Annotated in this window: 32 protein-coding genes; all 32 read right to left on the reverse strand. The window is 45.7% G+C overall.

Annotation, left to right across the window (positions count from 1 at the left end; all coding sequences use genetic code 11):
• Nucleotides 1–20: 20 nt before the first annotated feature.
• On the reverse strand, nucleotides 21–641 hold the full coding sequence (gene rpsD / locus SVI_RS19570) for a 30S ribosomal protein S4 (protein ID WP_013053399.1): 621 nt from the start codon (nucleotides 639–641) through the stop codon (nucleotides 21–23).
• A 35-nt stretch (nucleotides 642–676) separates the two neighbouring features.
• Nucleotides 677–1,069 (reverse strand): 30S ribosomal protein S11, encoded by a 393-nt coding sequence (gene rpsK / locus SVI_RS19575; protein WP_012327241.1) that lies wholly within the window; start codon nucleotides 1,067–1,069, stop codon nucleotides 677–679.
• A gap of 14 nt (nucleotides 1,070–1,083) precedes the next feature.
• Nucleotides 1,084–1,440, reverse strand: coding sequence for a 30S ribosomal protein S13 (rpsM, locus tag SVI_RS19580; protein WP_013053400.1), 357 nt, complete (start codon nucleotides 1,438–1,440; stop codon nucleotides 1,084–1,086).
• A 112-nt stretch (nucleotides 1,441–1,552) separates the two neighbouring features.
• Nucleotides 1,553–1,666: a 50S ribosomal protein L36 gene (gene rpmJ, locus SVI_RS21285; RefSeq protein ID WP_013053401.1), complete on the reverse strand. Its 114-nt coding sequence runs from the start codon at nucleotides 1,664–1,666 to the stop codon at nucleotides 1,553–1,555.
• A gap of 23 nt (nucleotides 1,667–1,689) precedes the next feature.
• On the reverse strand, nucleotides 1,690–3,030 hold the full coding sequence (secY, locus tag SVI_RS19585) for a preprotein translocase subunit SecY (RefSeq protein WP_013053402.1): 1,341 nt from the start codon (nucleotides 3,028–3,030) through the stop codon (nucleotides 1,690–1,692).
• 7 nt (nucleotides 3,031–3,037) lie between these two features.
• Nucleotides 3,038–3,472, reverse strand: a complete 435-nt coding sequence (gene rplO / locus SVI_RS19590) for a 50S ribosomal protein L15 (RefSeq protein ID WP_013053403.1) — start codon at nucleotides 3,470–3,472, stop codon at nucleotides 3,038–3,040.
• Nucleotide 3,473: 1 nt separating this feature from the next.
• Nucleotides 3,474–3,659 (reverse strand): 50S ribosomal protein L30, encoded by a 186-nt coding sequence (gene rpmD, locus SVI_RS19595; RefSeq protein ID WP_013053404.1) that lies wholly within the window; start codon nucleotides 3,657–3,659, stop codon nucleotides 3,474–3,476.
• A gap of 6 nt (nucleotides 3,660–3,665) precedes the next feature.
• A complete protein-coding gene (gene rpsE, locus SVI_RS19600) occupies nucleotides 3,666–4,169 on the reverse strand; it encodes a 30S ribosomal protein S5 (RefSeq protein ID WP_013053405.1) in 504 nt (167 codons plus the stop codon).
• Nucleotides 4,170–4,182: 13 nt separating this feature from the next.
• The gene (gene rplR, locus SVI_RS19605) at nucleotides 4,183–4,533 is read right to left on the reverse strand and encodes a 50S ribosomal protein L18 (RefSeq protein WP_013053406.1); all 351 of its coding nucleotides are present in this window, start codon (nucleotides 4,531–4,533) and stop codon (nucleotides 4,183–4,185) included.
• Nucleotides 4,534–4,543: 10 nt separating this feature from the next.
• A complete protein-coding gene (rplF, locus tag SVI_RS19610; RefSeq protein WP_013053407.1) occupies nucleotides 4,544–5,074 on the reverse strand; it encodes a 50S ribosomal protein L6 in 531 nt (176 codons plus the stop codon).
• A gap of 10 nt (nucleotides 5,075–5,084) precedes the next feature.
• The gene (gene rpsH, locus SVI_RS19615) at nucleotides 5,085–5,477 is read right to left on the reverse strand and encodes a 30S ribosomal protein S8 (RefSeq protein WP_013053408.1); all 393 of its coding nucleotides are present in this window, start codon (nucleotides 5,475–5,477) and stop codon (nucleotides 5,085–5,087) included.
• Between the two features lie 24 nt (nucleotides 5,478–5,501).
• A complete protein-coding gene (gene rpsN / locus SVI_RS19620) occupies nucleotides 5,502–5,807 on the reverse strand; it encodes a 30S ribosomal protein S14 (RefSeq protein WP_013053409.1) in 306 nt (101 codons plus the stop codon).
• Between the two features lie 10 nt (nucleotides 5,808–5,817).
• Nucleotides 5,818–6,357 carry a 50S ribosomal protein L5 gene (rplE, locus tag SVI_RS19625; RefSeq protein WP_013053410.1) on the reverse strand — a complete coding sequence of 180 codons (540 nt, stop codon included), beginning with the start codon at nucleotides 6,355–6,357 and terminating at the stop codon, nucleotides 5,818–5,820.
• 12 nt (nucleotides 6,358–6,369) lie between these two features.
• Nucleotides 6,370–6,684 carry a 50S ribosomal protein L24 gene (gene rplX / locus SVI_RS19630; RefSeq protein WP_013053411.1) on the reverse strand — a complete coding sequence of 105 codons (315 nt, stop codon included), beginning with the start codon at nucleotides 6,682–6,684 and terminating at the stop codon, nucleotides 6,370–6,372.
• Nucleotides 6,685–6,695: 11 nt separating this feature from the next.
• Nucleotides 6,696–7,064 carry a 50S ribosomal protein L14 gene (gene rplN, locus SVI_RS19635; protein ID WP_013053412.1) on the reverse strand — a complete coding sequence of 123 codons (369 nt, stop codon included), beginning with the start codon at nucleotides 7,062–7,064 and terminating at the stop codon, nucleotides 6,696–6,698.
• A 178-nt stretch (nucleotides 7,065–7,242) separates the two neighbouring features.
• Nucleotides 7,243–7,491, reverse strand: coding sequence for a 30S ribosomal protein S17 (gene rpsQ / locus SVI_RS19640; RefSeq protein WP_013053413.1), 249 nt, complete (start codon nucleotides 7,489–7,491; stop codon nucleotides 7,243–7,245).
• Nucleotides 7,491–7,682, reverse strand: coding sequence for a 50S ribosomal protein L29 (gene rpmC / locus SVI_RS19645; protein ID WP_005503550.1), 192 nt, complete (start codon nucleotides 7,680–7,682; stop codon nucleotides 7,491–7,493). Before rpmC ends, rpsQ begins: the two co-directional genes overlap by 1 nt.
• A complete protein-coding gene (gene rplP / locus SVI_RS19650; RefSeq protein WP_013053414.1) occupies nucleotides 7,682–8,092 on the reverse strand; it encodes a 50S ribosomal protein L16 in 411 nt (136 codons plus the stop codon). Before rplP ends, rpmC begins: the two co-directional genes overlap by 1 nt.
• 11 nt (nucleotides 8,093–8,103) lie before the next feature.
• Nucleotides 8,104–8,793, reverse strand: a complete 690-nt coding sequence (gene rpsC / locus SVI_RS19655; RefSeq protein ID WP_013053415.1) for a 30S ribosomal protein S3 — start codon at nucleotides 8,791–8,793, stop codon at nucleotides 8,104–8,106.
• Nucleotides 8,794–8,802: 9 nt separating this feature from the next.
• A complete protein-coding gene (gene rplV / locus SVI_RS19660) occupies nucleotides 8,803–9,135 on the reverse strand; it encodes a 50S ribosomal protein L22 (protein ID WP_012144645.1) in 333 nt (110 codons plus the stop codon).
• Between the two features lie 15 nt (nucleotides 9,136–9,150).
• Complete coding sequence (rpsS, locus tag SVI_RS19665) at nucleotides 9,151–9,429, reverse strand: 30S ribosomal protein S19 (RefSeq protein WP_006083596.1); 279 nt, start codon at nucleotides 9,427–9,429, stop codon at nucleotides 9,151–9,153.
• Between the two features lie 11 nt (nucleotides 9,430–9,440).
• A complete protein-coding gene (rplB, locus tag SVI_RS19670) occupies nucleotides 9,441–10,268 on the reverse strand; it encodes a 50S ribosomal protein L2 (protein ID WP_013053416.1) in 828 nt (275 codons plus the stop codon).
• 16 nt (nucleotides 10,269–10,284) lie between these two features.
• Nucleotides 10,285–10,584 carry a 50S ribosomal protein L23 gene (rplW, locus tag SVI_RS19675; RefSeq protein ID WP_013053417.1) on the reverse strand — a complete coding sequence of 100 codons (300 nt, stop codon included), beginning with the start codon at nucleotides 10,582–10,584 and terminating at the stop codon, nucleotides 10,285–10,287.
• Nucleotides 10,581–11,186, reverse strand: coding sequence for a 50S ribosomal protein L4 (gene rplD, locus SVI_RS19680; protein ID WP_013053418.1), 606 nt, complete (start codon nucleotides 11,184–11,186; stop codon nucleotides 10,581–10,583). The genes rplW and rplD overlap by 4 nt, the downstream gene beginning before the upstream one ends.
• Before the next feature lie 16 nt (nucleotides 11,187–11,202).
• Nucleotides 11,203–11,841, reverse strand: a complete 639-nt coding sequence (gene rplC / locus SVI_RS19685; protein WP_013053419.1) for a 50S ribosomal protein L3 — start codon at nucleotides 11,839–11,841, stop codon at nucleotides 11,203–11,205.
• 14 nt (nucleotides 11,842–11,855) lie between these two features.
• Nucleotides 11,856–12,167, reverse strand: a complete 312-nt coding sequence (rpsJ, locus tag SVI_RS19690) for a 30S ribosomal protein S10 (RefSeq protein WP_005503530.1) — start codon at nucleotides 12,165–12,167, stop codon at nucleotides 11,856–11,858.
• A 435-nt stretch (nucleotides 12,168–12,602) separates the two neighbouring features.
• Complete coding sequence (gene tuf / locus SVI_RS19695) at nucleotides 12,603–13,787, reverse strand: elongation factor Tu (protein WP_013053420.1); 1,185 nt, start codon at nucleotides 13,785–13,787, stop codon at nucleotides 12,603–12,605.
• Nucleotides 13,788–13,868: 81 nt separating this feature from the next.
• The gene (gene fusA, locus SVI_RS19700; RefSeq protein ID WP_013053421.1) at nucleotides 13,869–15,965 is read right to left on the reverse strand and encodes an elongation factor G; all 2,097 of its coding nucleotides are present in this window, start codon (nucleotides 15,963–15,965) and stop codon (nucleotides 13,869–13,871) included.
• Nucleotides 15,966–16,040: 75 nt separating this feature from the next.
• Nucleotides 16,041–16,511: a 30S ribosomal protein S7 gene (rpsG, locus tag SVI_RS19705; RefSeq protein WP_013053422.1), complete on the reverse strand. Its 471-nt coding sequence runs from the start codon at nucleotides 16,509–16,511 to the stop codon at nucleotides 16,041–16,043.
• 77 nt (nucleotides 16,512–16,588) lie between these two features.
• Nucleotides 16,589–16,963: a 30S ribosomal protein S12 gene (gene rpsL / locus SVI_RS19710; protein WP_013053423.1), complete on the reverse strand. Its 375-nt coding sequence runs from the start codon at nucleotides 16,961–16,963 to the stop codon at nucleotides 16,589–16,591.
• A 189-nt stretch (nucleotides 16,964–17,152) separates the two neighbouring features.
• Entirely contained in the window at nucleotides 17,153–21,379 is a 4,227-nt protein-coding gene (gene rpoC, locus SVI_RS19715; RefSeq protein WP_013053424.1) for a DNA-directed RNA polymerase subunit beta', read from the reverse strand.
• Between the two features lie 80 nt (nucleotides 21,380–21,459).
• A complete protein-coding gene (gene rpoB, locus SVI_RS19720) occupies nucleotides 21,460–25,491 on the reverse strand; it encodes a DNA-directed RNA polymerase subunit beta (protein ID WP_013053425.1) in 4,032 nt (1,343 codons plus the stop codon).
• Nucleotides 25,492–25,705 lie beyond the last annotated feature (214 nt).

The following is a 25,705-nucleotide window of genomic DNA, read 5'->3' on the forward strand; positions in this document are numbered from 1 at the left end:
TCCTCTCTTTTGTGTTAACTTTACTTAGAGTAAAGTTCGACGATAAGCTGTTCGTTAATTTCCGCAGATAAATCACTACGCTCTGGTAGACGCTTGAAAGCACCTTCCATCTTAGTGTTATCAACTTCAACCCATGTTGGCTTTTCGCGTTGAGAAGCAACTTCCAAAGAAGCACTAATACGTGCTTGCTTCTTAGACTTCTCACGAATGCTAATTACATCACTCGCAGACACTTTGAATGATGGAATGTTAACAACGCTGCCATTAACCAAAATTGACTTATGGCTAACTAATTGACGAGATTCAGCGCGTGTAGCACCAAAACCCATACGGTAAACAACGTTATCAAGACGGGTTTCTAAAAGAGTAAGCAGGTTCTCACCTGTGTTACCTTTTTGACGTGCAGCGTCTTTGTAGTAGTTACGGAACTGCTTTTCTAGCACACCATAAATACGACGAACTTTTTGTTTCTCGCGTAGCTGTACACCATACTCAGACAGACGGGTCTTACGAGCGCCGTGTTGTCCAGGTGCAGTTTCAAGCTTACACTTCGAATCGATTGCTCTCACACCGCTTTTCAGGAAAAGGTCAGTACCTTCTCTGCGGCTGAGCTTGAGCTTTGGACCCAAGTATCTTGCCATGTTCTTTCTCCAACTATCCTATTAAAAACGACGAATTAAACGCGACGTTTCTTAGGAGGACGACAACCATTATGAGGGATAGGCGTCACATCGGTAATATTGGTTATTTTATAACCAACCGAATTCAGTGCACGAATCGCAGATTCGCGTCCTGGACCTGGACCCTTTACAAAAACTTCAAGGTTTTTAACACCGTAATCCTGAGCAGCAACACCGGCGCGCTCAGCAGCAACCTGTGCAGCAAAAGGAGTAGATTTACGTGAACCACGGAAACCTGAACCACCTGAAGTTGCCCAAGATAGTGCATTACCTTGACGATCAGTAATGGTAATAATTGTGTTGTTGAAAGACGCATGGATATGAGCCATACCATCAGCAACCTGTTTACGTACACGCTTACGCGGAGAACGTGACGGACTTTTAGCCATATTGGATTACCCCGTTACTTTCTGATTGGTTTACGTGGACCTTTACGCGTACGCGCATTAGTCTTAGTACGTTGCCCACGAAGGGGCAGGCTACGACGGTGACGTATTCCACGGTAACAACCAAGGTCCATAAGACGCTTGATGTTCATAGAAACTTCACGACGCAAATCACCTTCTACTGTGTATTCGGCAACTGCTTCACGTAGTATATCAATTTGAGCTTCGCTCAATTCCTTGATCTTAGCGTCTTCAGCAATTGAAGTAGCCGCGCAGATTGCTCTAGCGCGAGTACGGCCAATTCCGAAGATTCCAGTCAATGCAATGACTGTATGCTTCTGATCAGGAATGTTAATGCCAGCGATACGGGCCACTATGCACTCCTCAATAGTTAATGGTCATCTGTGAAAAGCCCGGTAGGATACTCGACAGACGACAGTTTTGCAAATAATATTTGCTCAGCCCGAACAGGGCTGAGCAATTTTTTTAGCCTTGACGCTGCTTGTGTTTAGGTTCAACACATAGTACGCGAACAACACCCTTACGCTTGACGATCTTGCAATTACGGCAGATCCTCTTAACGGAAGCTCGAACTTTCATTTCATCACTCCGTAAAAACTAGTTTAGCGTCCAAAGCGATCTAAATTCGCTTTGTTAACTAGATTAGCTTTCTTCATAACAGACTCATATTGATGAGACATCATATGGGTCTGAACTTGAGCCATGAAGTCCATGATTACGACTACCATAATAAGTAGTGAAGTACCGCCAAAATAGAACTGTACTTTCCACGTAATTAACATGAACTCCGGAATTAAACAGATAAAGGTAATGTACAAGGCACCTGCTAATGTCAGGCGAGTCATAACCTTATCAATGTAACGCGAAGTCTGTTCTCCAGGACGGATCCCGGGAATAAACGCACCACTCTTCTTCAAGTTATCAGCTGTCTCACGAGGGTTAAACACCAACGCAGTATAGAAGAAACAGAAGAAAATAATTGCTGATGCATACAATAATGAGTAAAGCGGTTGCCCCGGAGACACAGCCAGTGAAAAATCACTTAACCATGAAAGGGACTCATTTTGACCAAACCACTGAGCCAGTGTGCCTGGAAACAAAATGATGCTTGACGCAAATATTGGCGGTATCACACCTGCCATATTAACCTTAAGCGGTAGATGGGTGCTTTGAGCTGCGAAGACCTTACGGCCCTGCTGGCGCTTAGCATAGTTAACGACGATACGACGTTGACCACGTTCCACAAATACTACTAAAAAGGTTACAGCAAATACGATAACTGCAATCAACAATAATACCAGTACGTTCAAGTCACCTTGACGCGCCTGCTCAGCCGTTTGGCCGATAGCAGATGGTAGACCAGCAACAATACCTGCGAATATTAATATCGAGATACCATTACCTATGCCTCGTTCGGTAATCTGTTCACCTAGCCACATTAGGAACATAGTTCCTGTCACTAGACTCACAACTGCAACGAAGTAAAAACTAAATCCTAGGTTTACTACTAAACCAGGGATCAAGTTGGGTAGACCCGTTGCAATACCGATTGCCTGGAATGTACCCAGGACCAATGTGCCGTATCGAGTATATTGACTGATTTTCTTACGTCCGGTCTCGCCTTCCTTTTTAAGTTCAGCGAGTGCAGGATGTACCACAGTCAATAGCTGCATTATGATTGATGCCGAGATGTACGGCATAATACCTAATGCAAAGATAGAAGCACGTTCAAGAGCACCACCAGAGAACATGTTAAACATGCCTAAGATGGTACCCTTCTGCTGATTGAACAGCTCTGCTAATACAGCAGCGTCAATACCAGGAATTGGTACAAACGAACCGGCCCTAAAGACGATAATCGCACCAATCACGAACAGGAGGCGAGTCTTCAGTTCAGAAAATCCACCTTTCGCGCTTTTTGTATCAAGTCCTGGTTTTGCCATCGACGTATTATTCCTCGATCTTTCCGCCGGCAGCTTCAATAGCTGCACGAGCACCTTTGGTTGCCTTTAGACCTTTAATGGTCACAGGGCGCTCAATGGTACCTGAAAGAACGATTTTAGCAAACTGAATGTTGCGTGTGACAAGATTTGCATCTTTCAGCGCATTCAAGTCGACAACATCACCGTTAACTTTTGCAAGTTCGCTAATACGAACTTCCGCAGTTACCAAAGCCTTACGCGAGGTAAAACCAAATTTTGGCAGACGGATCTTAAGTGGCATTTGACCACCTTCGAAACCGACGCGTACGCCGCCACCAGAACGAGACTTCTGACCCTTGTGGCCGCGACCACAAGTTTTACCAGTGCCTGAACCGATACCGCGACCTACACGCTTAGCTGCTGATTTAGCACCTGCAGCAGGTGATAGAGTATTTAGACGCATCTTATACTTCCTCCACCGAAACCATGTAGTAAACCTTGTTAATCATACCGCGAACTGAAGGAGTATCTTCAAGTTCAACAGTGTGATTAATACGGCGTAAACCTAGACCAGTCAAAGTTGCACGATGCTTAGGCAAACGTCCAATTGAACTCTTAGTCTGAGTAACTTTTAATGTTTTCTTAGCCATGGTGCATTAACCTCGAATTTCTTTAACATTCAGGCCGCGTTTAGCTGCAATTTGTGCTGGTGACTTCATGTGCACCAACGCATCTACAGTTGCGCGAACAACGTTAATCGGGTTAGTTGAACCGTATGCTTTCGACAGAACGTTATGAACGCCTGCTACTTCCAATACGGCACGCATTGCGCCACCGGCAATAATGCCGGTACCGTCAGAGGCTGGTTGCATGTAAACACGCGAACCAGTATGACGACCCTTTACAGGGTGGTGCAGAGTACCATTGATCAATTCAACAGAAACGATGTTACGACGAGCTTTTTCCATCGCTTTCTGAATTGCAGCAGGCACTTCACGCGCTTTACCATAACCAAAACCGACCTTACCATTACCATCACCGACTACAGTTAGTGCAGTGAAGCTAAAGATACGTCCGCCTTTAACTACTTTAGAAACACGATTTACTGCAACTAATTTCTCTTGCAGATCGTCTTTTTGCTGAGCTTCAAATTTAGCCATTTTTCATCATTCCTTAGAACTTTAGGCCAGCTTCACGAGCGGCGTCTGCTAATGCAGCTACACGTCCGTGATACTTGAAACCGGAACGATCGAATGCAACTACAGTAACGCCTTTTTCGATTGCACGCTCAGCAACGGTTTTACCCACTACTTTAGCTGCATCTACGTTACCTGTGTACTTTAGTTGCTCTGATACTGCTTTCTCAGCAGTAGAAGCTGACGCCAAAACCTGTGAATCAGGACTAATTACCTGAGCATAGGTGTGACGTGGTGTACGATGTACAACCAGACGGTTGACGCCCAGCTCTTGGATCTTCTTACGGGCGCGTAGTGCGCGGCGTAAGCGAGATGTTTTCTTATCCATATCGCGTTACCTACTTCTTTTTAGCCTCTTTACGACGTACTTGCTCATCGGTATAACGAACACCCTTGCCCTTATAAGGCTCTGGTGGACGATATCCGCGAATCTCAGCTGCTACTTGACCAACTAACTGCTTATCTGTACCCGTAAGTACGATTTCAGTTTGTGAAGGACATGCTGCTGTTACGCCGTCTGGAAGTTTGTGAACTACAGGGTGTGAGAAACCTAAAGTCAGGTCAATGTCTTTACCGACAAGCTTAGCTCGGTAACCAACACCAACTAGAGTTAGTTTTTTCTCAAAACCAGCTGTTACACCAACAACCATATTATTGATTAAAGCTCGAGCTGTACCCGCTTGAGCAGCATTTTTTGCTGATTCAATTGGGCTACACTTGATTTCATTGTCTTCAACGACAACTGAAACTTCGGTGTTAATTACTCGAGTCAAACTACCTTTAGTACCTTTTACGGTGATAGTTTGTTCGTTTAAAGTCACTTCTACGTCTGCAGGAATAGCGACTGGTGCTTTTGCGACACGAGACATGGCTAGCTCCTTATGCTACGTAGCAGATAACTTCCCCACCCATGCCATTTTGGCGGGCGGTACGATCAGTCATCAAACCTTTAGAAGTGGATACGATTGCGACACCCAGTCCGCCCATCACTCTTGGAAGTTCGTCTTTACCTTTGTAAATACGAAGACCAGGACGGCTGACGCGCTGGATAGTCTCAACGACTGGTTGACCTTGGAAATACTTAAGAGTGATTTCCAGAGTCGCTTTGACTTCATCTGCTACGGCGTAGTCAGTGATATAACCTTCTTCTTTAAGTGTCTGTGCAATAGCAACTTTCAACTTATTAGAAGGCATAGATACTGATACTTTGTTAGCAGCTTGGCCATTACGAATACGTGTTAACATATCCGCTATAGGATCTTGCATGCTCATATTAGCTTACTCCGTGACAAGTGCTTACCAGCTGGCCTTGCGTAGACCAGGAACTTCACCGCGCATAGTTGCTTCACGTAATTTGATACGGCTAAGGCCGAATTTACGTAAGAAACCATGTGGGCGACCAGTTATACTACAGCGATTGCGCTGACGCGCTGCGCTAGAGTCACGAGGTAGACCTTGCAACTTAAGAACCGCATCCCAACGCTCTTCATCTGAAGAAGCTGAGCTGCTAATGATAGCCTTAAGAGCTTGACGCTTTTCAGCGAACTTAGCCACGAGCTTGGCACGTTTTAATTCACGTGCTTTCATTGAACTTTTTGCCATTACGCTACCCTTATTTCTTGAATGGGAAGTTGAAGCCTTCGAGCAGAGCTCGGCCTTCTTCATCATTCTTCGCAGAAGTAGTGATCACAACATCCATACCACGGATTTTATCGATTTTATCGTACTCGATTTCCGGGAAGATGATCTGCTCACGTACACCCATCGCGTAGTTACCACGGCCATCAAACGACTTAGCGCTCAGACCACGGAAATCACGGATACGCGGGATTGCGATATCAACTAAACGCTCTAAGAATTCCCACATACGCTCACCGCGCAGTGTAACCTTACAGCCTATCGGGTAGCCATCACGGATTTTAAAACCAGCCACTGACTTACGTGCAACAGTCACTACTGGCTTTTGACCAGCGATAGCAGTCATGTCACGGAGCGCATGCTCCATAACTTTCTTATCTGCTACTGCTTCGCCAACACCCATATTAAGGGTGATTTTCTCAATCCGAGGGACTTGCATGACACTGGTGTAACCAAACTTTTTAACAAGTTCAGGACTCACAGTCTCTTGATATTTATCATGCAGTTTCGCCATCGTTTACTCCAATTACTTAATGAGTTCACTGTTCGACTTAAAGAAACGGACTTTTTTGCCGTCTTCAAATCGGAAACCAACGCGATCAGCTTTGCCTGTGGCAGAGTTGAATAGCGCTACGTTTGATGCTTGCATCGGTGCTTCTTTCTCAACAATACCACCAGTCACACCCAGTTGAGGGTTAGGCTTCTGGTGTTTCTTGACAAGATTGATGCCTTCAACAATTATCTTACCAGTAGGAAGAACATGAGAAACTTTTGCACGTTTCCCTTTATCTTTACCTGCTAGTACTATTACTTCGTCTTCACGACGGATTTTAGCTGCCATTTGACGCTCCTTTACAGTACTTCTGGTGCCAGAGAAACAATTTTCATAAACTGTTCGTTACGCAATTCACGCGTCACTGGGCCAAAGATACGAGTACCAATCGGTGCATTGTTTGCGTTAAGCAAAACTGCTGCGTTCCGATCGAAGCGAATGACAGAACCGTCTGGACGACGAACGCCTTTCTTAGTACGAACCACAACCGCTGTATAAACATCACCTTTCTTCGCTTTACCGCGAGGAATAGCTTCTTTAACAGAAACCTTAATGATGTCGCCGATACCGGCATAACGACGGTGAGATCCACCTAAGACCTTAATACACTGAACTCTACGAGCGCCACTATTACAGGCTACATCTAGAGTAGATTGCATTTGGATCATTGTAAATGCTCCGCTAAACGTTACTTCACATCCCTAATTGGGACTACTATTTCGCCACTTTTCGACTAACATTTAGTCTAAAAAGGCGCGCAAGTATACCACCCGAGTTTGGGAATAGATAGTGTTAAAATAAAAACGGCTCCTGTAGCAGGAGCCGTTTAACTAAACCTAAAATAAATTAGGCCTTTGTTACTACTTCAACCAGAGTCCAAGACTTAGTCTTAGATAGAGGACGACATTCGCGAATAGTCACGACATCACCTTCATTACACTGGTTTGATTCATCATGTGCATGGATCTTAGTAGTGCGCTTAAGGTACTTCCCGTATAAAGGATGCTTAACCTTACGCTCAATAGCTACAGTGATAGACTTGTCCATCTTGTTGCTAAGTACACGACCCTGCAAAGTACGGATTTTATCAGACATTACGCACCCGCCTTAGAAGTAATAATGGTCTTAACGCGCGCTACATTGCGACGCACGATTTTCAGCTGATGAGTCTGAGTCAACTGACCAGTTGCGTGTTGCATGCGCAGATTAAACTGCTCACGCAGCAGACCAAGCAGTTCAGCGTTCAATTCTTCAACGCTCTTTTCTGTTAGTTCGCTCGCTTTCATTACATCACCGACTTAGTTACGAAGGTCGTTTTAAGAGGCAGTTTAGAAGCAGCAAGAGCGAAAGCTTCACGAGCTAGCTCCTCTGAAACACCATCCATCTCATAAAGAACCTTACCTGGTTGAATCTGGCAAACCCAGTATTCAACGTTACCCTTACCTTTACCCATACGCACTTCGAGAGGCTTAGAGGTGATAGGCTTATCAGGGAAAACGCGGATCCAGATCTGACCTTGACGTTTAATGTGACGTGTCATAGCACGACGCGCAGCTTCGATTTGACGAGCAGTTAGACGACCACGTCCAACAGCCTTTAGACCGAAATCACCGAAGCTTACTTCAGTGCCGTTCGCAAGACCACGGTTGCGGCCTTTGAACATTTTGCGAAACTTAGTTCGTTTTGGTTGCAGCATTGCCAGCTCTCCTATTTACCGCGAGGCTTACGCTTCGGCTGCTGTTTCGGCTCTTCATGCGCAGGAACGATACCGTCTAGAACTTCACCTTTGAAGATCCAAACTTTAACGCCGATCACACCGTATTGGGTGTGACTTTCTGCTGTTGAATAGTCGATATCAGCACGAAGTGTATGTAGAGGTACGCGACCTTCACGATACCACTCATAACGAGCGATCTCAGCTCCGCCTAAACGGCCACTAACTTGAACCTTGATGCCTTTAGCGCCAAGACGCATTGCACTTTGTACCGCGCGCTTCATAGCACGACGGAACATAACGCGACGCTCTAGCTGCGAAGCGATGCCATCGGCAACAAGCTTAGCATCTAGCTCAGGCTTACGGATCTCAGCGATGTTAATCTGAGCTGGAATACCAGTTAGCTTAGCAACTGCGTTGCGTAGCTTCTCAACGTCTTCACCTTTCTTACCAATCACAACACCTGGACGGGCAGTGTGAATAGTAACGCGAACACTCTTAGCTGGACGCTCGATAACTATCTTAGATACTGAAGCTTGCTTAAGTTTCTTTTCTAGAAACTTACGCACTTCCCAGTCACTGTTCAAGTTATTGGCATAATCTGACTTGTCAGCGTACCAGGTCGAGATCCAAGGCTTAGTGATACCCAGACGGATACCATTAGGATGTACTTTCTGTCCCATTGCTAACTCCTAGCGATCTGACACAACCACAGTAATGTGGCTGGTACGCTTGATTATACGATCAGCACGGCCTTTGGCACGTGGCATGATACGCTTCATAGTTGGACCTTCATCGATCATAATTGCTCCAACTCGTAATTCGTCAATGTCAGCACCTTCATTGTGCTCAGCATTTGCGATTGCAGAGTCCAGTACTTTCTTAACAAGTACTGCAGCTTTCTTAGGGCTGAAAGTTAAAATTTCGAGAGCCTTAGCAACAGGCAGTCCACGGATTTGATCTGCAACCAAACGACACTTTTGAGGCGACGTACGGGCAAAACGATGTTTAGCTAAAACTTCCATCTTATTCCTCCCGTATTAACGCTTCTTCGCTTTCTTATCTGCAGCATGGCCGCGATAAGTGCGAGTTGGTGAAAATTCACCAAGCTTGTGGCCGATCATTTCGTCAGTTACGAACACAGGTACGTGCTGACGACCATTATGGACAGCGATGGTCAAACCTATCATGTTAGGTATGATCATAGAACGACGAGACCAAGTCTTAATAGGCTTCTTGTCTCCCGCTTCCATCGCTTTCTCTACCTTCTTCAGCAAGTGTAGGTCAATGAATGGACCTTTCTTGAGAGAACGTGGCATGGCGAATCCTCTTACTTTTTATTGCGACGACGTACAATGTACTTGTCGGTGCGTTTGTTACTACGAGTCTTATAACCCTTAGTAGGCTGACCCCATGGAGATACAGGATGACGGCCACCCGAAGTACGGCCTTCACCACCACCATGTGGATGATCTACTGGGTTCATTGCAACACCACGAACTGTTGGGCGTATGCCTCTCCAGCGATTAGCACCTGCTTTACCTAACTGGCGTAGCATGTGTTCGGCGTTACCAACTTCACCCAGAGTCGCGCGGCAATCTACTGGTACTTTACGCATTTCGCCAGAGCGAAGACGTAGAGTAGCGTAAGAGCCATCACGAGCTACAACTTGTACATAAGTACCTGCTGAACGAGCGATCTGAGCACCTTTACCAGGCTTCATCTCGACTGCGTGTACAACACTACCTATTGGTATGTTGCGTAATGGCAAAGTGTTACCCACTTTGATTTCAGCATCGATACCTGACTGGATCTTATCACCAGCTTGCATGCCTTTAGCAGCAAGGATATAACGACGCTCACCATCAGCATACAAAACAAGTGCGATGTTAGCTGTGCGGTTTGGATCATATTCCAAACGCTCAACTTTTGCAGGGATACCGTCTTTATTGCGTTTAAAGTCAATAATACGGTAATGCTGCTTGTGTCCACCACCTATGTGACGAACAGTGATACGACCAGTATTGTTACGGCCACCACTTTTAGATTTCTTAGCCAGCAAGGCTGCAAAAGGTTTACCCTTGTGCAGGTCCTTGTTCACCACTTTTACTAAGTGGCGACGACCTGGAGAGGTAGGCTTACACTTAACAATTGCCATGATAATTCTCCTTTGCTTACTCAGCGCCGACGAAATCGATGTCAGCACCTTCAGCTAAAGTTACATAGGCTTTTTTCCAATCTACACGACGACCCATACGGGCACCGGTACGCTTGGTTTTGCCTTTGTTAACTAGAGTGCGAACTGAATCAACTTCAACTTCGAACAACTTAGCGACTGCAGCTTTAACTTCAGCTTTAGTGGCGTCGATAGCTACACGGAAAACTACCGTGTTGTTTTTTTCTGCACAAACAGTACTCTTTTCAGAGATATGTGGTGCAAGAATAACTTTTAGCAAACGTTCTTCGCTTATCATCCCAGCATCTCCTCGATTTGCTTAACAGCATCGGCAGTTACTAGTACCTTGTTGAATGCGATAAGACTTACTGGATCAATACCAGCAACGTCACGCACGTCAACTTTGTACAAGTTGCGAGCTGCCAAGAACAAGTTCTCGTCAATTTCTGGAGTAACAATCAACACATCTTCCAGGTTCATTTCAGCCAGTTTTGCTTTCAGCTCTTTAGTTTTAGGAGCTTCAACAGTAAATGACTCAACCACGATTAGACGGTCTTGACGTACCAACTCAGAGAAAATGCTTTTCAGCGCTCCGCGGTACATCTTCTTGTTAACTTTTTGGCTATGATCTTGTGTTTTAGCAGCGAATGTTACGCCACCGCCACGCCAGATTGGGCCTTTAACAGTACCGGCACGTGCTCGGCCAGTACCTTTTTGGCGCCATGGCTTTTTGCCAGAACCAATAACTTCTGCGCGAGTCTTTTGAGCACGAGTGCCCTGACGCGCATTTGCAGCGTATGCTACAACTACCTGATGAACCAGTGCTTCATTAAAGTCACGGCCGAAGGTAGTTTCGGAAACTTCCAGAGCACTTTGTGCGTCTTTCAATACCAATTCCATTACTATCTCCTCAGACCTAAGCTTTAACGGCAGGTTTGATGATCAGGTTGCCATTAATAGCTCCCGGAACAGCACCCTTAACCAATAGCAAGTTACGCTCAGCATCTACACGAATAACGTTTAGATTCTGCGTAGTAACACGCTCTGCACCCATATGACCAGACATTTTCTTACCTTTGAAAACGCGACCAGGTGTTTGGTTTTGACCGATAGAACCGTTGGATCTATGTGCCAGTGAGTTACCATGTGTCATATCTTGTGCATGGAAGTTCCAACGCTTAATACCGCCTTGGAAGCCCTTACCTTTAGATTGACCAGTAACATCAACTTTCGCTATGTCAGCGAAGATATCAACATTTAGCTCGGCACCAACTTCAATGCCTTCGCCTTCATCATTTGCCAAACGCACTTCCCATAAACCACGACCGGCTTCAACGCCTGCCTTAGCAAAGTGACCTGCTTCTGGTTTAGTGATGCGATTAGCTTTTTTGGTACCAGTAGTAACTTGAAGAGCACGGTAGCCGTCAGTTTCTAAGGTTTTCACCTGAGTAACACGGTTAGACGTGATTTCAATTACTGTGACCGGGACAGAAACTCCATCTTCACAGAAGATGCGAGTCATACCCACTTTACGACCGATAAGACCGATAGCCATCTCGAAATCCCCTATTAACCCAAGCTAATTTGAACGTCGACGCCGGCAGCAAGATCGAGACGCATAAGTGCATCTACAGTCTTTTCTGTTGGCTCAACGATGTCAACTAGACGTTTGTGAGTACGAAGTTCGTACTGATCACGCGCATCTTTGTTAACGTGTGGAGAAGTCAAAATGGTATAACGTTCTTTACGCGTTGGTAGTGGAATTGGACCACGTACCTGTGCGCCTGTACGCTTAGCAGTTTCAACGATTTCCGCAGTAGATTGATCGATCAGACGATGATCAAATCCTTTTAAGCGGATACGGATTCTTTGGTTCTGCATTGACCAGAGCTCCTAAAATGGACACATAAAAAATCACCCTCTTGCACTTCCTAAAAGGAACACAGAGCGAGATGATTTAACCGTTCGACTCCCAATCGGAGCCGCTGTTTTTTTGAATTAAACTTAAAAAGTCTAATTAGTAATTCGCCTAATGGTTAAGGCGAAGTCGGTATTATACTTATTTACGTCGAGAGATCAAGCCCGTTGTTTGAAATAACAACAAGAAGACACCAAGCAACTCTCGGCACCTCAGCTAATAACAGGGCATTGGTCAAACAAGTCACTCTATCATCATGAATAACAAAGTGTTGTTCCATAGAGCTGCGGCACTCTCCCCCGCTTAATAAAGTTATCTATCTGGATTACCGACAAATTTCAGGCAATAAAAAAGGAAGCCGAAGCTTCCTTTTCTTAGTGTCTTACAAGATTTCGCTATTAAGCGAGGATCTTAGCTACAACACCAGCACCAACAGTACGGCCACCTTCACGGATAGCGAAGCGTAAACCTTCGTCCATCGCGATTGGAGCAATCAGAGTAACTACCATCTGAACGTTGTCACCAGGCATTACCATCTCAACGCCTTCTGGCAATTCGATAGTACCAGTCACATCCGTAGTACGGAAGAAGAACTGTGGACGGTAACCTTTGAAGAATGGAGTGTGACGTCCGCCTTCTTCTTTTGACAGAACGTAGATTTCTGATTCAAAAGTAGTGTGTGGAGTAATTGAAGCTGGAGCAGCAAGAACCTGACCACGTTCAACATCTTCACGCTTAATACCACGTAGAAGTACACCACAGTTCTCGCCTGCACGACCTTCGTCAAGCAGTTTACGGAACATTTCAACACCAGTACAAGTTGACTTGGTAGTATCTTTGATACCAACAATTTCAACTTCTTCACCGACCTTGATGATACCGCGCTCTACACGACCGGTAACAACTGTACCACGGCCTGAGATAGAGAACACATCTTCGATTGGAAGAAGGAATGCGCCATCGATAGCACGCTCTGGCTCTGGGATATAAGTATCCAAAGCTTCAGCAAGTTCGATAATCTTAGCTTCCCATTCAGCTTCGCCTTCAAGGGCTTTAAGTGCTGAACCTTGGATAACTGGAAGGTCATCACCTGGGAAGTCATATTCAGAAAGAAGTTCACGAACTTCCATTTCTACTAGCTCAAGAAGCTCTTCGTCATCTACCATGTCACATTTGTTCATGAATACGATGATGAAAGGTACGCCAACCTGACGAGAAAGCAGGATGTGCTCACGAGTCTGTGGCATTGGGCCGTCTGTAGAAGCAACTACTAGAATCGCGCCGTCCATTTGAGCAGCACCAGTGATCATGTTTTTAACATAATCGGCGTGACCAGGACAATCTACGTGTGCGTAGTGACGTGCAGGAGTGTCATATTCGATGTGAGAGGTATTAATTGTAATACCGCGCTCGCGCTCTTCAGGAGCGTTATCGATTTGTGAGAAATCTTTAACGTCACCGCCATAAGTCTTTGCTAAAACAGCAGAGATAGCAGCAGTTAGAGTAGTCTTACCATGATCCACGTGTCCGATAGTACCGACGTTTACATGAGGTTTATTACGTTCAAATTTTTCTTTAGCCACGATATATTCCTTTCTTTTCAGAAATGCCCGGCTTGACACCGAGCAATAGCAATTAATTTCTAGTTATGGGTACCCGGCTAATTAGCCTCGAGCATCCATAATCGCTTTAGCAATGTTTTGCGGCGCGTCGGAATACTTCAAAAACTCCATGGAGTATGAAGCACGTCCTTGAGTCGCGCTGCGCAAATCAGTTGCATACCCAAACATTTCAGATAGAGGCACGGTCGCATGAACGAGCTTGACGCCGGCAATGCCGTCGTCCATTCCTTCGATCAAGCCACGACGCCTGTTCAAGTCACCGACAACATCTCCCATATAATTTTCGGGAGTGGTAACTTCAACTTTCATGCAAGGTTCCAGGAGCGTAGGGTCAGCTTCTAGAGCGCCCTTCTTGAAGCCCATGGAAGCTGCAACTTTAAAGGCCATCTCATTAGAGTCCACATCATGATATGAACCATCAAAGAGAGTAACCTTGACGTCCAAAAGAGGGAAGCCGGCGAGCACGCCGCTCTTCATCTGCTCTTGAATGCCTTTATCTACTGATGGGATGTATTCTCTCGGAACAGAACCACCAACAATCTCGTTAACAAATTCATAGCCGAAGCCCTCTTCTTGGGGCTCCAGTTTCAACCAAACATGACCGAATTGACCTCGACCACCAGATTGACGTATAAATTTGCCTTCGACTTCTACACTAGAGCGAATAGTTTCACGATAAGCGACTTGAGGTTTACCTACGTTACACTCGACACTAAATTCGCGACGCATACGGTCGACAATTATGTCTAAGTGTAGCTCACCCATACCAGAGATCAGTGTCTGACCCGATTCAGGATCGGTTTCAACACGGAAAGAAGGATCTTCTGCTGCAAGCTTTTGCAACGCAACACCCATCTTCTGTTCATCGGCTTGAGATCTTGGTTCCACGGCTATCGTGATAACGGGCTCAGGGAATTCCATGCGTTCTAGGATGATTTTATGATCAATATCACAAAGAGTATCACCCGTAGTCACGTCCTTAAGACCAATAGCAGCAGCGATGTCGCCAGCGCGTACTTCTTTGATCTCTTGGCGATCGTTTGCATGCATCTGCACCATACGACCCACGCGTTCCTTCTTCTGTTTGACCGAATTATATACGCCAGAACCAGTTGCCAATACACCCGAATATACGCGTATAAAGGTTAAAGTTCCAACGAATGGATCCGTCGCTATCTTAAATGCCAACGCAGAGAAAGGAGCATTGTCGTCCGCAGTGCGTTCAACCTCTTCCTCATTTTCATCTATGCCTTTAATCGCAGGCACTTCAACTGGCGATGGTAGATAATCGATAACGGCATCTAAAACTGCTTGCACACCCTTGTTCTTAAAAGCAGAACCACAGGTAGCAAGTACAATTTCATTTGCAAGAGTACGTTGACGCAGCGCCTTCTTGATCTCTTCCTCTGATAGTTCGCACCCTTCCAGGTACTTATCCATCAGTTCATCCGAGGCCTCGGCAGCAGCTTCAACCAGATATTCACGCATCTCACTTGCCTTGTCAGCAAGGTCAGCTGGAATATCTTCATAGGTGAATGTTGTACCATTATCTTCTTCAGACCAATTAATGGCCTTCATCTTGATTAGGTCAATAACACCTTTAAACTCTTCTTCCGCACCAATATTCATTTGAATTGGTACACAAGTCGCACCCAAGCGGTCACGTATCTGTTCGACGACACTATCAAAGTCAGCACCGGCGCGATCCATCTTATTGACGAATACTATGCGTGGTACATGATACTTATCGGCTTGACGCCAAACAGTTTCAGATTGTGGTTCAACACCCGATGAGCCACAGAACACAACTACGGCACCATCGAGTACTCGCAGAGAACGTTCAACTTCAATAGTGAAGTCAACGTGACCAGGAGTATCTATGATATTGATACGGTGCTCAGTAAACTGAGCTTCCATACCGCGCCAGAACGCAGTCGTTGCCGCAGAAGTGATGGTAATACCACGCTCCTGCTCCTGTTCCATCCAATCCATGGTGGCTGCGCCATCATGAACTTCACCGATCTTATGAGAAACACCGGTGTAGAACAAAACACGTTCTGTAGTTGTGGTTTTTCCTGCGTCAACATGAGCAACAATACCAATATTACGGTAGCGCTCAATAGGAGTTGTACGAGCCACGTTTAAACCCTCTTGACTAAGGCTAATGCCTTAGAGATGTAGAATATGGAGCTGGCAAAAGCCAGCTCCATCAGATTACCAGCGGTAATGAGCGAACGCTTTGTTCGCTTCTGCCATACGATGCACGTCTTCGCGCTTCTTAACAGCAGTACCTTTGTTGTCTGAAGCGTCTAGCAATTCACCAGCTAGACGTAGAGCCATAGATTTTTCACCACGCTTACGAGCAGCTTCAACTAACCAACGCATACCCAATGCATTACGACGAACTGGGCGTACTTCACATGGTACCTGGTATGTAGAACCACCAACACGACGAGACTTAACCTCGACTGAAGGGCGAACGTTATCCAGGGCTGCTTCAAGAATCACTAAATGGTCTTCGCCTTTCTTTTCGAAAGCGGTATCTAGTGCCTTGTAAATAATTTTTTCTGCAGTCGACTTTTTGCCGTCCTGCATGATGACGTTGATGAACTTAGCCAGCAACTCACTGTTGAACTTTGGATCTGGTAGGATTTTACGTTGTCCTACAACGCGACGTCTTGGCATAACAATTTCTCCGTATGCTTCAGGGACCCCAAAACTGGAATCTTAAAATCTAGCTTGGCCTTACTTAACGGAAAGCGTTAAGACTTAGGACGCTTAGCTCCGTACTTAGAACGACCTTGACGACGGTCACTCACGCCAGCACAATCTAATGCGCCACGGATAGTGTGGTAACGCACACCGGGTAGATCTTTAACACGACCACCACGGATTAGAATTACGCTGTGCTCCTGCAGGTTGTGGCCTTCACCGCCGATGTACGAAGTAACTTCGAAACCGTTAGTAAGACGCACACGAGCTACTTTACGTAGTGCAGAGTTAGGTTTTTTTGGTGTGGTTGTGTATACGCGAGTACAAACACCACGTTTTTGTGGACACGCATTCAACGCTGGCACATTAGTCTTAACGACTTTTGGCGAGCGAGGCTTACGGACCAACTGGTTTACAGTTGCCATGTATAGCTCCGAATCAGTTGATAAACTCAACAGTAAGGTGTGAAAAATCTATATCCCACAGGTGTGGGACGCGAAATTTTAGAAAGGTAATGGCATTCTGTCAAGAAATAGACAACTTTTAACCAATATAAAGTAAAAAAAAGGCGCCTGAGGCGCCTTTTTTACAATTCATTTACTTTTCAGCCCGATTTAATCGGAACTTCCGGCAAGATTTAGCAGGTCAGCCAAGTTTCTCTCGGCTTCACTTGCAGTTATTGTTGTTGCCTGTTCAGACGTCTTACCTGATGCTTTAGCAGCTAAAGCAGCATTACGTTTCTGATGGTAAGCATAACCTGTACCTGCAGGGATCAAGCGACCAACGATCACGTTCTCTTTAAGACCGCGTAGTTTATCACTCTTACCGCCTACTGCCGCTTCCGTAAGTACGCGGGTAGTCTCCTGGAACGATGCAGCAGAGATAAATGACTCTGTTGCAAGCGATGCCTTGGTAATACCCAAAAGCTCACGGTCGAAGGTCGCAGGCTTCTTACCTTGAGCTTCAAGCTCACGGTTAGCGATCTTGACGCGAGCTACTTCAGCTTGCTCACCAGCGAGGAACTGACTGTCCCCTGCATCTGTGATCAAACACTTACGTAGCATCTGACGGATAATCACTTCGATGTGCTTATCGTTAATCTTTACGCCCTGTAGACGGTAAACGTCTTGAACTTCATTAACGATATAGTTTGCCACTTTATGAATTCCACGAAGACGTAGAATATCGTGAGCAGCCTCAGCACCATCGGCAATAACTTCACCACGTTCGACTTTTTCACCTTCGAACACGTTAAGGTTACGCCACTTAGGGATCATCTCTTCGTAAGGCTTGCCACCATCAGCAGGCGTGATCAATAGACGACGCTTACCTTTAGTTTCTTTACCGAACGAGATAGTACCTGAGTACTCAGCAAGAATTGCTGGCTCTTTTGGCTTACGCGCTTCGAACAAGTCGGCAACGCGAGGTAGACCACCGGTAATATCACGGGTCTTAGATGACTCCTGAGGGATACGTGCTAACGCATCACCAACGTTAATCTCTGCGTTATCATCCTGGTTAACAATCGCTTTACCAGGTAGGAAGTATTGCGCAGGTACTTCAGTACCCGGAATCTTCAAGTCTTCGCCGCTAGCATCTAAAAGACGAATCGAAGGACGCATCTCTTTACCAGCTGTTGGACGTTGACCCACTTCCATAACGACAATTGAGGATAGACCCGTAAGATCATCTGTTTGACGTGTCATAGTGACACCTTCAATCATATCGACGAACTTAATGGTACCCGCAACTTCAGAGATAATTGGGTGAGTGTGAGGATCCCAGTTAGCGATGATTTCGCCAGCTGTTACAATAGATTCTTCTAGTTTCTCTAGAATCGTACCGTAAGGAACCTTATAACGCTCTTTCTCACGTCCAAGCTCATCGATAATCGCGACCTCAGATGAACGAGAAACGATAACCAATTTGCCTTCGCTGTTTGTCACATGCTTAGCGTTATGTAGCTTAACTGTACCAGCGTTCTTAACTTGAACGTTGTTTTCAGCAGAAGCTCGAGAAGCCGCACCACCAATGTGGAAGGTACGCATCGTTAGCTGTGTTCCTGGCTCACCAATTGACTGAGCAGCAACAACACCGATAGCTTCACCTTGGTTAATGATATGGCCACGAGCCAAATCACGACCATAACAGGCTTTACAAACACCGAAATCGGTATTACAGCTAATTACAGAACGAACGATAACTTCATCGATTGAGTTATCTTCCAAGGTATCACACCATGCTTCATCAAGCAGAGTATTGCGAGGAGCAAGAACCTTCTCTGTACCTGGATAGAAGACATCGAGAGCTACCACACGACCGAGTACACGCTCACGTAGTGGCTCAACAACATCACCACCTTCGATAAGCGGCTTCATTGTCAGGCCTTCGAATGTGCCACAATCATCTTCGATAACGACGAGATCTTGAGCAACATCAACCAAACGACGAGTCAGGTAACCAGAGTTAGCCGTCTTCAATGCCGTATCGGCTAGACCCTTACGTGCACCGTGAGTCGAGATGAAGTACTGAGATACGTTCAAACCTTCACGGAAGTTTGCCACAATTGGGGTTTCGATGATTGAGCCATCTGGCTTAGCCATCAGACCACGCATACCGGCCAACTGACGAATCTGTGCAGCACTACCACGAGCGCCCGAGTCAGCCATCATATAGATGCTGTTAAATGACTCTTGCTCTTCCTCTTCACCGTCACGGTTAATCACTGTCTCAACAGACAGGTTATCCATCATGGCTTTAGAGATTTTCTCGTTGGCACTGGCCCAGATATCGATGACCTTGTTATAACGCTCACCAGCGGTAACAAGACCCGATTGGAACTGCTCTTGAATCTCAAGTACTTCAGCTTCAGCATCGGCAACTAAGGTGTACTTAGCCGCTGGGATAACCATATCATCGATACCTACAGAAGCACCGGATACTGTTGCATAGTGGAAACCGGCATACATCAATTGGTCAGCGAAGACTACAGTATCTTTAAGACCTAATTGACGATAACAAGTGTTCAGTAGTTTACCTATCTGCTTCTTACCCATGTTCTGGTTAACCAGATCGAAAGACAAGCCTTTCGGTAAGACGCGAGAAAGTAGTGAACGACCAACTGTAGTATCTACGATACGACGTGCTTCGGTACGCTCGCCATTTTCGGCAATATGAGTCTCGGTAATACGCACTTTAACTTGAGCATGAATAGCAGCGAAACCTGTACGATAAGCTTTTTCAACTTCATCGATAGATTCGAACACCATGCCTTCGCCTTTACCGTTAACACACTTACGGCTGGCGTAGTACAGACCCAATACAACATCCTGTGACGGTGTAATAACCGGCTCGCCGTTTGCTGGCGATAGAATGTTGTTAGTAGACATCATTAACGAACGTGCTTCTAACTGAGCTTCAAGCGTCAGTGGCACGTGAACAGCCATTTGGTCACCATCGAAATCGGCGTTGTACGCCGCACATACGAGTGGGTGAAGCTGAATCGCTTTACCTTCAATCAGTACCGGCTCAAATGCCTGGATACCAAGACGGTGAAGTGTGGGTGCACGGTTGAGCATGACCGGATGTTCACGAATAACATCGTCAAGTACATCCCAAACTTCAGGAACTTCACGCTCAACCATCTTCTTCGCAGCTTTAATCGTTGTCGCTAGACCACGACCTTCAAGCTTGCCGTAGATGAAAGGCTTAAATAGCTCCAGCGCCATCTTCTTAGGAAGACCACACTGATGCAAACGAAGCGTTGGACCTACGGTAATTACCGAACGACCAGAGTAATCAACACGCTTACCTAGCAAGTTCTGACGGAAACGACCTTGCTTACCTTTGATCATATCAGCCAAAGATTTAAGCGGACGCTTGTTAGAACCAGTAATAGCACGACCACGACGACCGTTATCCAGTAGCGCATCCACAGACTCTTGTAACATACGCTTTTCGTTGCGTACTATGATATCTGGTGCAGCTAGGTCTAACAGACGCTTAAGACGGTTGTTACGGTTGATCACACGACGATAAAGGTCGTTAAGATCAGACGTAGCGAAACGTCCGCCATCTAGTGGAACTAGAGGACGTAGATCTGGTGGCAGAACCGGTAATACTTTAAGGATCATCCACTCAGGCTTATTACCTGAATGGAAGAAAGCCTCAATAAGCTTAAGACGCTTAGTCATCTTCTTGCGACGAGTCTCAGAGTTGATTGATGGCAACTCTTCACGCAGCGACTCAATTTCTTTCTCAAGCTCGATAGCACGTAGCAATTCAAGAACTGCTTCAGCACCCATCTTAGCTTCGAACTCATCACCGTACTCTTCTAACGCATCGAGATAGCTCTCTTCGGTTAGCATCTGTCCGCGCTCAAGACTGGTCATGCCAGGCTCGATCACAACAAATGATTCGAAGTAAAGTACACGTTCGATATCACGCAGAGTCATATCTAGCATCAAACCGATACGAGACGGCAGTGATTTTAGGAACCAGATATGTGCTACTGGGCTGGCTAGATCGATGTGACCCATACGCTCACGACGTACTTTAGTCTGTGTAACTTCAACGCCACACTTTTCACAAATCACACCACGGTGCTTTAAGCGCTTATATTTACCACATAAACACTCATAATCTTTTACTGGACCAAAAATACGCGCACAGAACAAGCCTTCACGCTCAGGCTTGAAGGTACGGTAGTTAATGGTTTCTGGCTTCTTAACTTCACCAAATGACCAAGAGCGGATCAGATCTGGTGACGCTAGTCCGATCTTGATACCGTTAAATTCTTCGGTCTTGCTTTGCTGTTTCAGAAACTTTAATAAGTCTTTCACGTTTCTCTCCTGAAGGAGTTAAACCGGGTGCCCCGCTAATGCAGGACACCAATTTATTGCCAAATTAACCTAAGTTAATTTTAGTCTTGATCCAACTCGATATTAATACCGAGTGAACGGATTTCCTTCAACAATACGTTGAATGACTCTGGCATGCCTGGTTGCATCTGGTAATTACCGTCGACGATGTTCTTATACATCTGAGTACGGCCGTTAACATCATCAGACTTAACGGTTAGCATCTCTTGAAGAGTATATGCGGCACCGTATGCTTCTAGTGCCCACACTTCCATCTCTCCGAAACGCTGACCACCAAACTGAGCTTTACCGCCCAGTGGCTGCTGAGTAACAAGACTGTACGAACCCGTAGAACGAGCATGCATCTTGTCGTCAACCAAGTGGTTAAGCTTGAGCATATACATGTAACCTACGGTTACTTTACGCTCAAATTCATTACCGGTACGACCATCATACAAGGTACGTTGACCAGAGGTAGGAAGCTTGGCAAGTGCTAGCATCTCCTTAATCTCTTTCTCTTTCGCACCATCGAATGCTGGAGTAGCAATCGGAATACCACCCTTAAGGTTCTTAGCCAGACGCAAGACTTCATCATCGGTAAACGAATCGATATCGACGCGCTGTAGCACCTCGTCACCTAACTCATAAACTTCTTTGATGTAACCGCGAATTTCGGCTAGTTGACGCTGCTCTTCAAGCATAGCGGTGATCTGATCACCGATGCCTTTAGCTGCCGCGCCCATGTGAACCTCTAAGATCTGACCGATGTTCATACGAGATGGTACACCGAGCGGGTTCAATACGATGTCGATTGGGTTACCATTCTCATCGTAAGGCATGTCTTCAACAGGGTTAATCTTAGAGATAACACCCTTGTTACCGTGACGACCAGCCATCTTATCACCAGGCTGGATAGTACGTTTAACAGCAAGGTAAACCTTAACTATCTTAAGTACGCCAGGTGCTAAGTCATCACCTTGGGTGATCTTACGACGCTTGATCTCAAACTTCTTATCGAAGTCGGCTTTCAATTCGTCATGCTGCTCGGCAAGCTGCTCAAGTTCTGTCTGCTTAGCTTCATCATCAATTGTCTGTACTAGCAAGTGAGAACGAGGAATAGCATCCAGTTGTGCCTGTTCGAAGCCTGCATTCAATAGCAAGTTACGAGCACGCCCATAAACACCCTCTTCGAGGATCTTAAACTCTTCGGTCAAATCTTTCTTGGCCTGAGCTATGTGCATCTCTTCGATTTCAACTGCACGCTTGTCTTTCTCAACGCCGTCACGGGTAAATACCTGGACGTCGATGATAGTACCTTTCACTGAGTTAGGTACACGTAGCGAGCTGTCTTTAACGTCAGAGGCCTTCTCACCGAAAATAGCTCGGAGGAGTTTCTCTTCTGGAGTCAGCTGAGTTTCACCCTTAGGTGTCACTTTACCAACTAGGATGTCGCCACCCTTAACTTCGGCACCGATATAAACGATACCCGATTCATCCAGCTTAGAAAGCGCAGATTCACCTACGTTTGGAATATCAGCAGTGATCTCTTCGCTACCCAACTTAGTATCACGAGCAATACAAGAAAGCTCCTGAATGTGGATAGTAGTGAAACGATCTTCCTGAGCTACACGCTCAGAGATGAGGATTGAATCCTCGAAGTTGTAACCATTCCAAGGCATGAACGCGATACGCATGTTCTGACCAAGAGCTAGATCACCCAGATCCGTAGAAGGACCATCGGCCAATACATCACCAACAACCACAGGATCACCAACAGAACAACAAGGACGTTGGTTAATACAGGTGTTCTGGTTAGAACGTGTGTACTTGGTCAGGTTATAGATATCGATACCAGCTTCGCCTGGGCGTAGCTCAGATTCGTTAACTTTAACCACGATACGGCTGGCATCGACATAATCGATACTACCGCCACGCTTAGCTACAACAACAACGCCTGAATCGACCGCAATAATGCGCTCAATACCTGTACCTACTAATGGCTTATCGGCTCTTAGTGTTGGTACTGCTTGACGTTGCATGTTCGCGCCCATCAAGGCACGGTTAGCATCATCGTGTTCTAGGAACGGAATCAGTGAGGCTGCGACTGAGATAATCTGTTGCGGTGATACATCCATATACTGGATATCAGTACCGCGCATAAAGGTTGAGTCACCCTTATGACGACAGGCAACCTGCTCTTCAAGCAGACGACCGTTCTTATCTATGTCTATGTTCGCCTGAGCAATAACATAACGACCCTCTTCAATTGCCGACAGATAATCTATCTGATCGGTAACCACACCATCTTCTACCTTACGGTAAGGTGTTTCGAGGAAACCATATGAGTTAGTACGTGCGAAACTGGCTAATGAGTTAATTAGACCAATGTTCGGACCTTCAGGAGTTTCGGTTGGACACAAACGACCGTAGTGAGTCGGGTGTACATCTCGAACTTCAAAGCCTGCGCGTTCACGAGTCAAACCACCTGGACCAAGAGCCGAAATACGACGCTTGTGAGTCACTTCAGAAAGTGGGTTGTTCTGATCCATAAACTGAGACAGCTGAGAAGAACCGAAGAACTCTTTAACTGCTGCAGAGATAGGCTTAGCGTTGATTAGATCTTGTGGCATTAGCTCATTAAGATCACCAAGACTCAAACGTTCACGTACGGCACGTTCTACACGAACTAGACCAACACGGAACTGGTTCTCAGCCATTTCGCCAACACTACGGATACGACGGTTACCCAAGTGATCGATATCATCGACCTCATCGCCACCGTTACGAATAGTAATGATATTCTTCATTACCGCAACGATGTCTTCCTTAGATAGGATACCTGAACCTTCATCTTCGCCAATGCTTAGACGACGGTTGAACTTCATACGACCGACTTTAGATAGGTCATAACGCTCTTCACTGAAGAACAAGTTCTGGAATAGGCCTTCTGCCGCATCTTTAGTTGGTGGCTCGCCAGGACGCATCATACGATAGATCTCAACCAGCGCCTCTAGGCGGTTAGTTGTAGAGTCAATACGTAGTGTATCTGACATATAAGCACCGTTATCAAGGTCGTTGATATACAGAGTGCTTATCTCTTTGATGCCAGCCATTGAAAGCTTAGCAAGATCTTCTAAGGTGATTTCGGCATTGGCAGAAACCAATACTTCACCTGTGTCTGGATCTATGTAGTCCTGACCAGCAATCTTACCTTCAATGTAATCTACCGGAACTTCTAGCTCAGTAGTCTTAGACTTCTCTAGTTGACGAATGTGACGTGCTGTAACGCGGCGTCCCTTCTCAACTAAGATACTGCCATCACTATCTTTGATGTCGTAACTTGCAGTCTCGCCACGAAGACGCTCTGGAACAAGATCCATGACTAGTGAGTCTTTCTTGATCTTGAAGTTAACACGATCGAAGAAGAGGTCCAGAATATCCTGAGTCGAATAATCTAATGCGCGCAACATGATAGACGCAGGTAATTTACGACGACGATCTATTCGTACGAAAAGAGCATCTTTTGGATCGAATTCAAAATCTAACCAAGAACCACGGTAAGGGATGATACGTGCGTTATATAACACTTTACCTGAAGAGTGGGTCTTGCCGCGGTCATGATCGAAGAACACACCAGGTGAACGGTGTAACTGAGATACGATAACACGCTCAGTACCATTGATAACAAAGGTACCGTTGTTAGTCATTAGAGGGATATCCCCCATATAGACTTCTTGTTCTTTAATGTCTTTGACTGTGCCGGGTGCAGCTTCACGATCATACAAGACCATACGCAATTTAACGCGCAGTGGTGCTGCGTATGTGATACCGCGGATTTGACACTCTTTCACATCAAAAACAGGTTCACCTAACTTATAGCTGACATACTGCAGCTCTGAGTTACCAGAAAAGCTCTTGATGGGAAAAACGCTACGGAAAGCGGCTTCAAAACCACGCTCACCAGTAGGATCTTGATCAGTGAACTTCTTAAATGAGTCCAACTGTATCGACAGTAGATAAGGGATATCCAAGACTTTTGGACGTTTTCCAAAATCTTTACGAATACGCTTCTTTTCAGAATAGGAGTAAACCATGGGTTTCCTCTGATTTCGAGATGTGACCAAGACTGAATCAATAAGATTGAAACAGCGCGTTTGCCCATCACCGTTGATGGCAAGAACCTAACCAGTAATCTCTGTTAGGAACTGCATAATCTGGCGACAAACGGTGAAAAAAAAATCGCCTGCGCATACAGCGCAAAAAAGGCCGACGGTTAAAAAACCGCCAGCCTTCACCCAATACTTAGGG

This window comes from Shewanella violacea DSS12, from assembly GCF_000091325.1.
Taxonomy (GTDB): Bacteria; Pseudomonadota; Gammaproteobacteria; order Enterobacterales; family Shewanellaceae; genus Shewanella; species Shewanella violacea.

Excerpts from the sequence above, each read along its gene's own strand:
- rpsD (WP_013053399.1), bottom strand. The coding sequence starts at position 641 with ATGGCAAGATACTTGGGTCCAAAGCTCAAGCTCAGCCGCAGAGAAGGT.
- rpsK (WP_012327241.1), bottom strand. The coding sequence starts at position 1,069 with ATGGCTAAAAGTCCGTCACGTTCTCCGCGTAAGCGTGTACGTAAACAG.
- rpmJ (WP_013053401.1), bottom strand. The coding sequence starts at position 1,666 with ATGAAAGTTCGAGCTTCCGTTAAGAGGATCTGCCGTAATTGCAAGATC.
- secY (WP_013053402.1), bottom strand. The coding sequence starts at position 3,030 with ATGGCAAAACCAGGACTTGATACAAAAAGCGCGAAAGGTGGATTTTCT.
- rplO (WP_013053403.1), bottom strand. The coding sequence starts at position 3,472 with ATGCGTCTAAATACTCTATCACCTGCTGCAGGTGCTAAATCAGCAGCT.
- rpmD (WP_013053404.1), bottom strand. The coding sequence starts at position 3,659 with ATGGCTAAGAAAACATTAAAAGTTACTCAGACTAAGAGTTCAATTGGA.
- rpsE (WP_013053405.1), bottom strand. The coding sequence starts at position 4,169 with ATGGCTAAATTTGAAGCTCAGCAAAAAGACGATCTGCAAGAGAAATTA.
- rplR (WP_013053406.1), bottom strand. The coding sequence starts at position 4,533 with ATGGATAAGAAAACATCTCGCTTACGCCGCGCACTACGCGCCCGTAAG.
- rplF (WP_013053407.1), bottom strand. The coding sequence starts at position 5,074 with ATGTCTCGTGTCGCAAAAGCACCAGTCGCTATTCCTGCAGACGTAGAA.
- rpsH (WP_013053408.1), bottom strand. The coding sequence starts at position 5,477 with ATGAGCATGCAAGATCCTATAGCGGATATGTTAACACGTATTCGTAAT.
- rpsN (WP_013053409.1), bottom strand. The coding sequence starts at position 5,807 with ATGGCAAAAAGTTCAATGAAAGCACGTGAATTAAAACGTGCCAAGCTC.
- rplE (WP_013053410.1), bottom strand. The coding sequence starts at position 6,357 with ATGGCGAAACTGCATGATAAATATCAAGAGACTGTGAGTCCTGAACTT.
- rplX (WP_013053411.1), bottom strand. The coding sequence starts at position 6,684 with ATGGCAGCTAAAATCCGTCGTGAAGACGAAGTAATAGTACTAGCAGGT.
- rplN (WP_013053412.1), bottom strand. The coding sequence starts at position 7,064 with ATGATCCAAATGCAATCTACTCTAGATGTAGCCTGTAATAGTGGCGCT.
- rpsQ (WP_013053413.1), bottom strand. The coding sequence starts at position 7,491 with ATGTCTGATAAAATCCGTACTTTGCAGGGTCGTGTACTTAGCAACAAG.
- rpmC (WP_005503550.1), bottom strand. The coding sequence starts at position 7,682 with ATGAAAGCGAGCGAACTAACAGAAAAGAGCGTTGAAGAATTGAACGCT.
- rplP (WP_013053414.1), bottom strand. The coding sequence starts at position 8,092 with ATGCTGCAACCAAAACGAACTAAGTTTCGCAAAATGTTCAAAGGCCGC.
- rpsC (WP_013053415.1), bottom strand. The coding sequence starts at position 8,793 with ATGGGACAGAAAGTACATCCTAATGGTATCCGTCTGGGTATCACTAAG.
- rplV (WP_012144645.1), bottom strand. The coding sequence starts at position 9,135 with ATGGAAGTTTTAGCTAAACATCGTTTTGCCCGTACGTCGCCTCAAAAG.
- rpsS (WP_006083596.1), bottom strand. The coding sequence starts at position 9,429 with ATGCCACGTTCTCTCAAGAAAGGTCCATTCATTGACCTACACTTGCTG.
- rplB (WP_013053416.1), bottom strand. The coding sequence starts at position 10,268 with ATGGCAATTGTTAAGTGTAAGCCTACCTCTCCAGGTCGTCGCCACTTA.
- rplW (WP_013053417.1), bottom strand. The coding sequence starts at position 10,584 with ATGATAAGCGAAGAACGTTTGCTAAAAGTTATTCTTGCACCACATATC.
- rplD (WP_013053418.1), bottom strand. The coding sequence starts at position 11,186 with ATGGAATTGGTATTGAAAGACGCACAAAGTGCTCTGGAAGTTTCCGAA.
- rplC (WP_013053419.1), bottom strand. The coding sequence starts at position 11,841 with ATGGCTATCGGTCTTATCGGTCGTAAAGTGGGTATGACTCGCATCTTC.
- rpsJ (WP_005503530.1), bottom strand. The coding sequence starts at position 12,167 with ATGCAGAACCAAAGAATCCGTATCCGCTTAAAAGGATTTGATCATCGT.
- rpsG (WP_013053422.1), bottom strand. The coding sequence starts at position 16,511 with ATGCCAAGACGTCGCGTTGTAGGACAACGTAAAATCCTACCAGATCCA.
- rpsL (WP_013053423.1), bottom strand. The coding sequence starts at position 16,963 with ATGGCAACTGTAAACCAGTTGGTCCGTAAGCCTCGCTCGCCAAAAGTC.
- rpoB (WP_013053425.1), bottom strand. The coding sequence starts at position 25,491 with ATGGTTTACTCCTATTCTGAAAAGAAGCGTATTCGTAAAGATTTTGGA.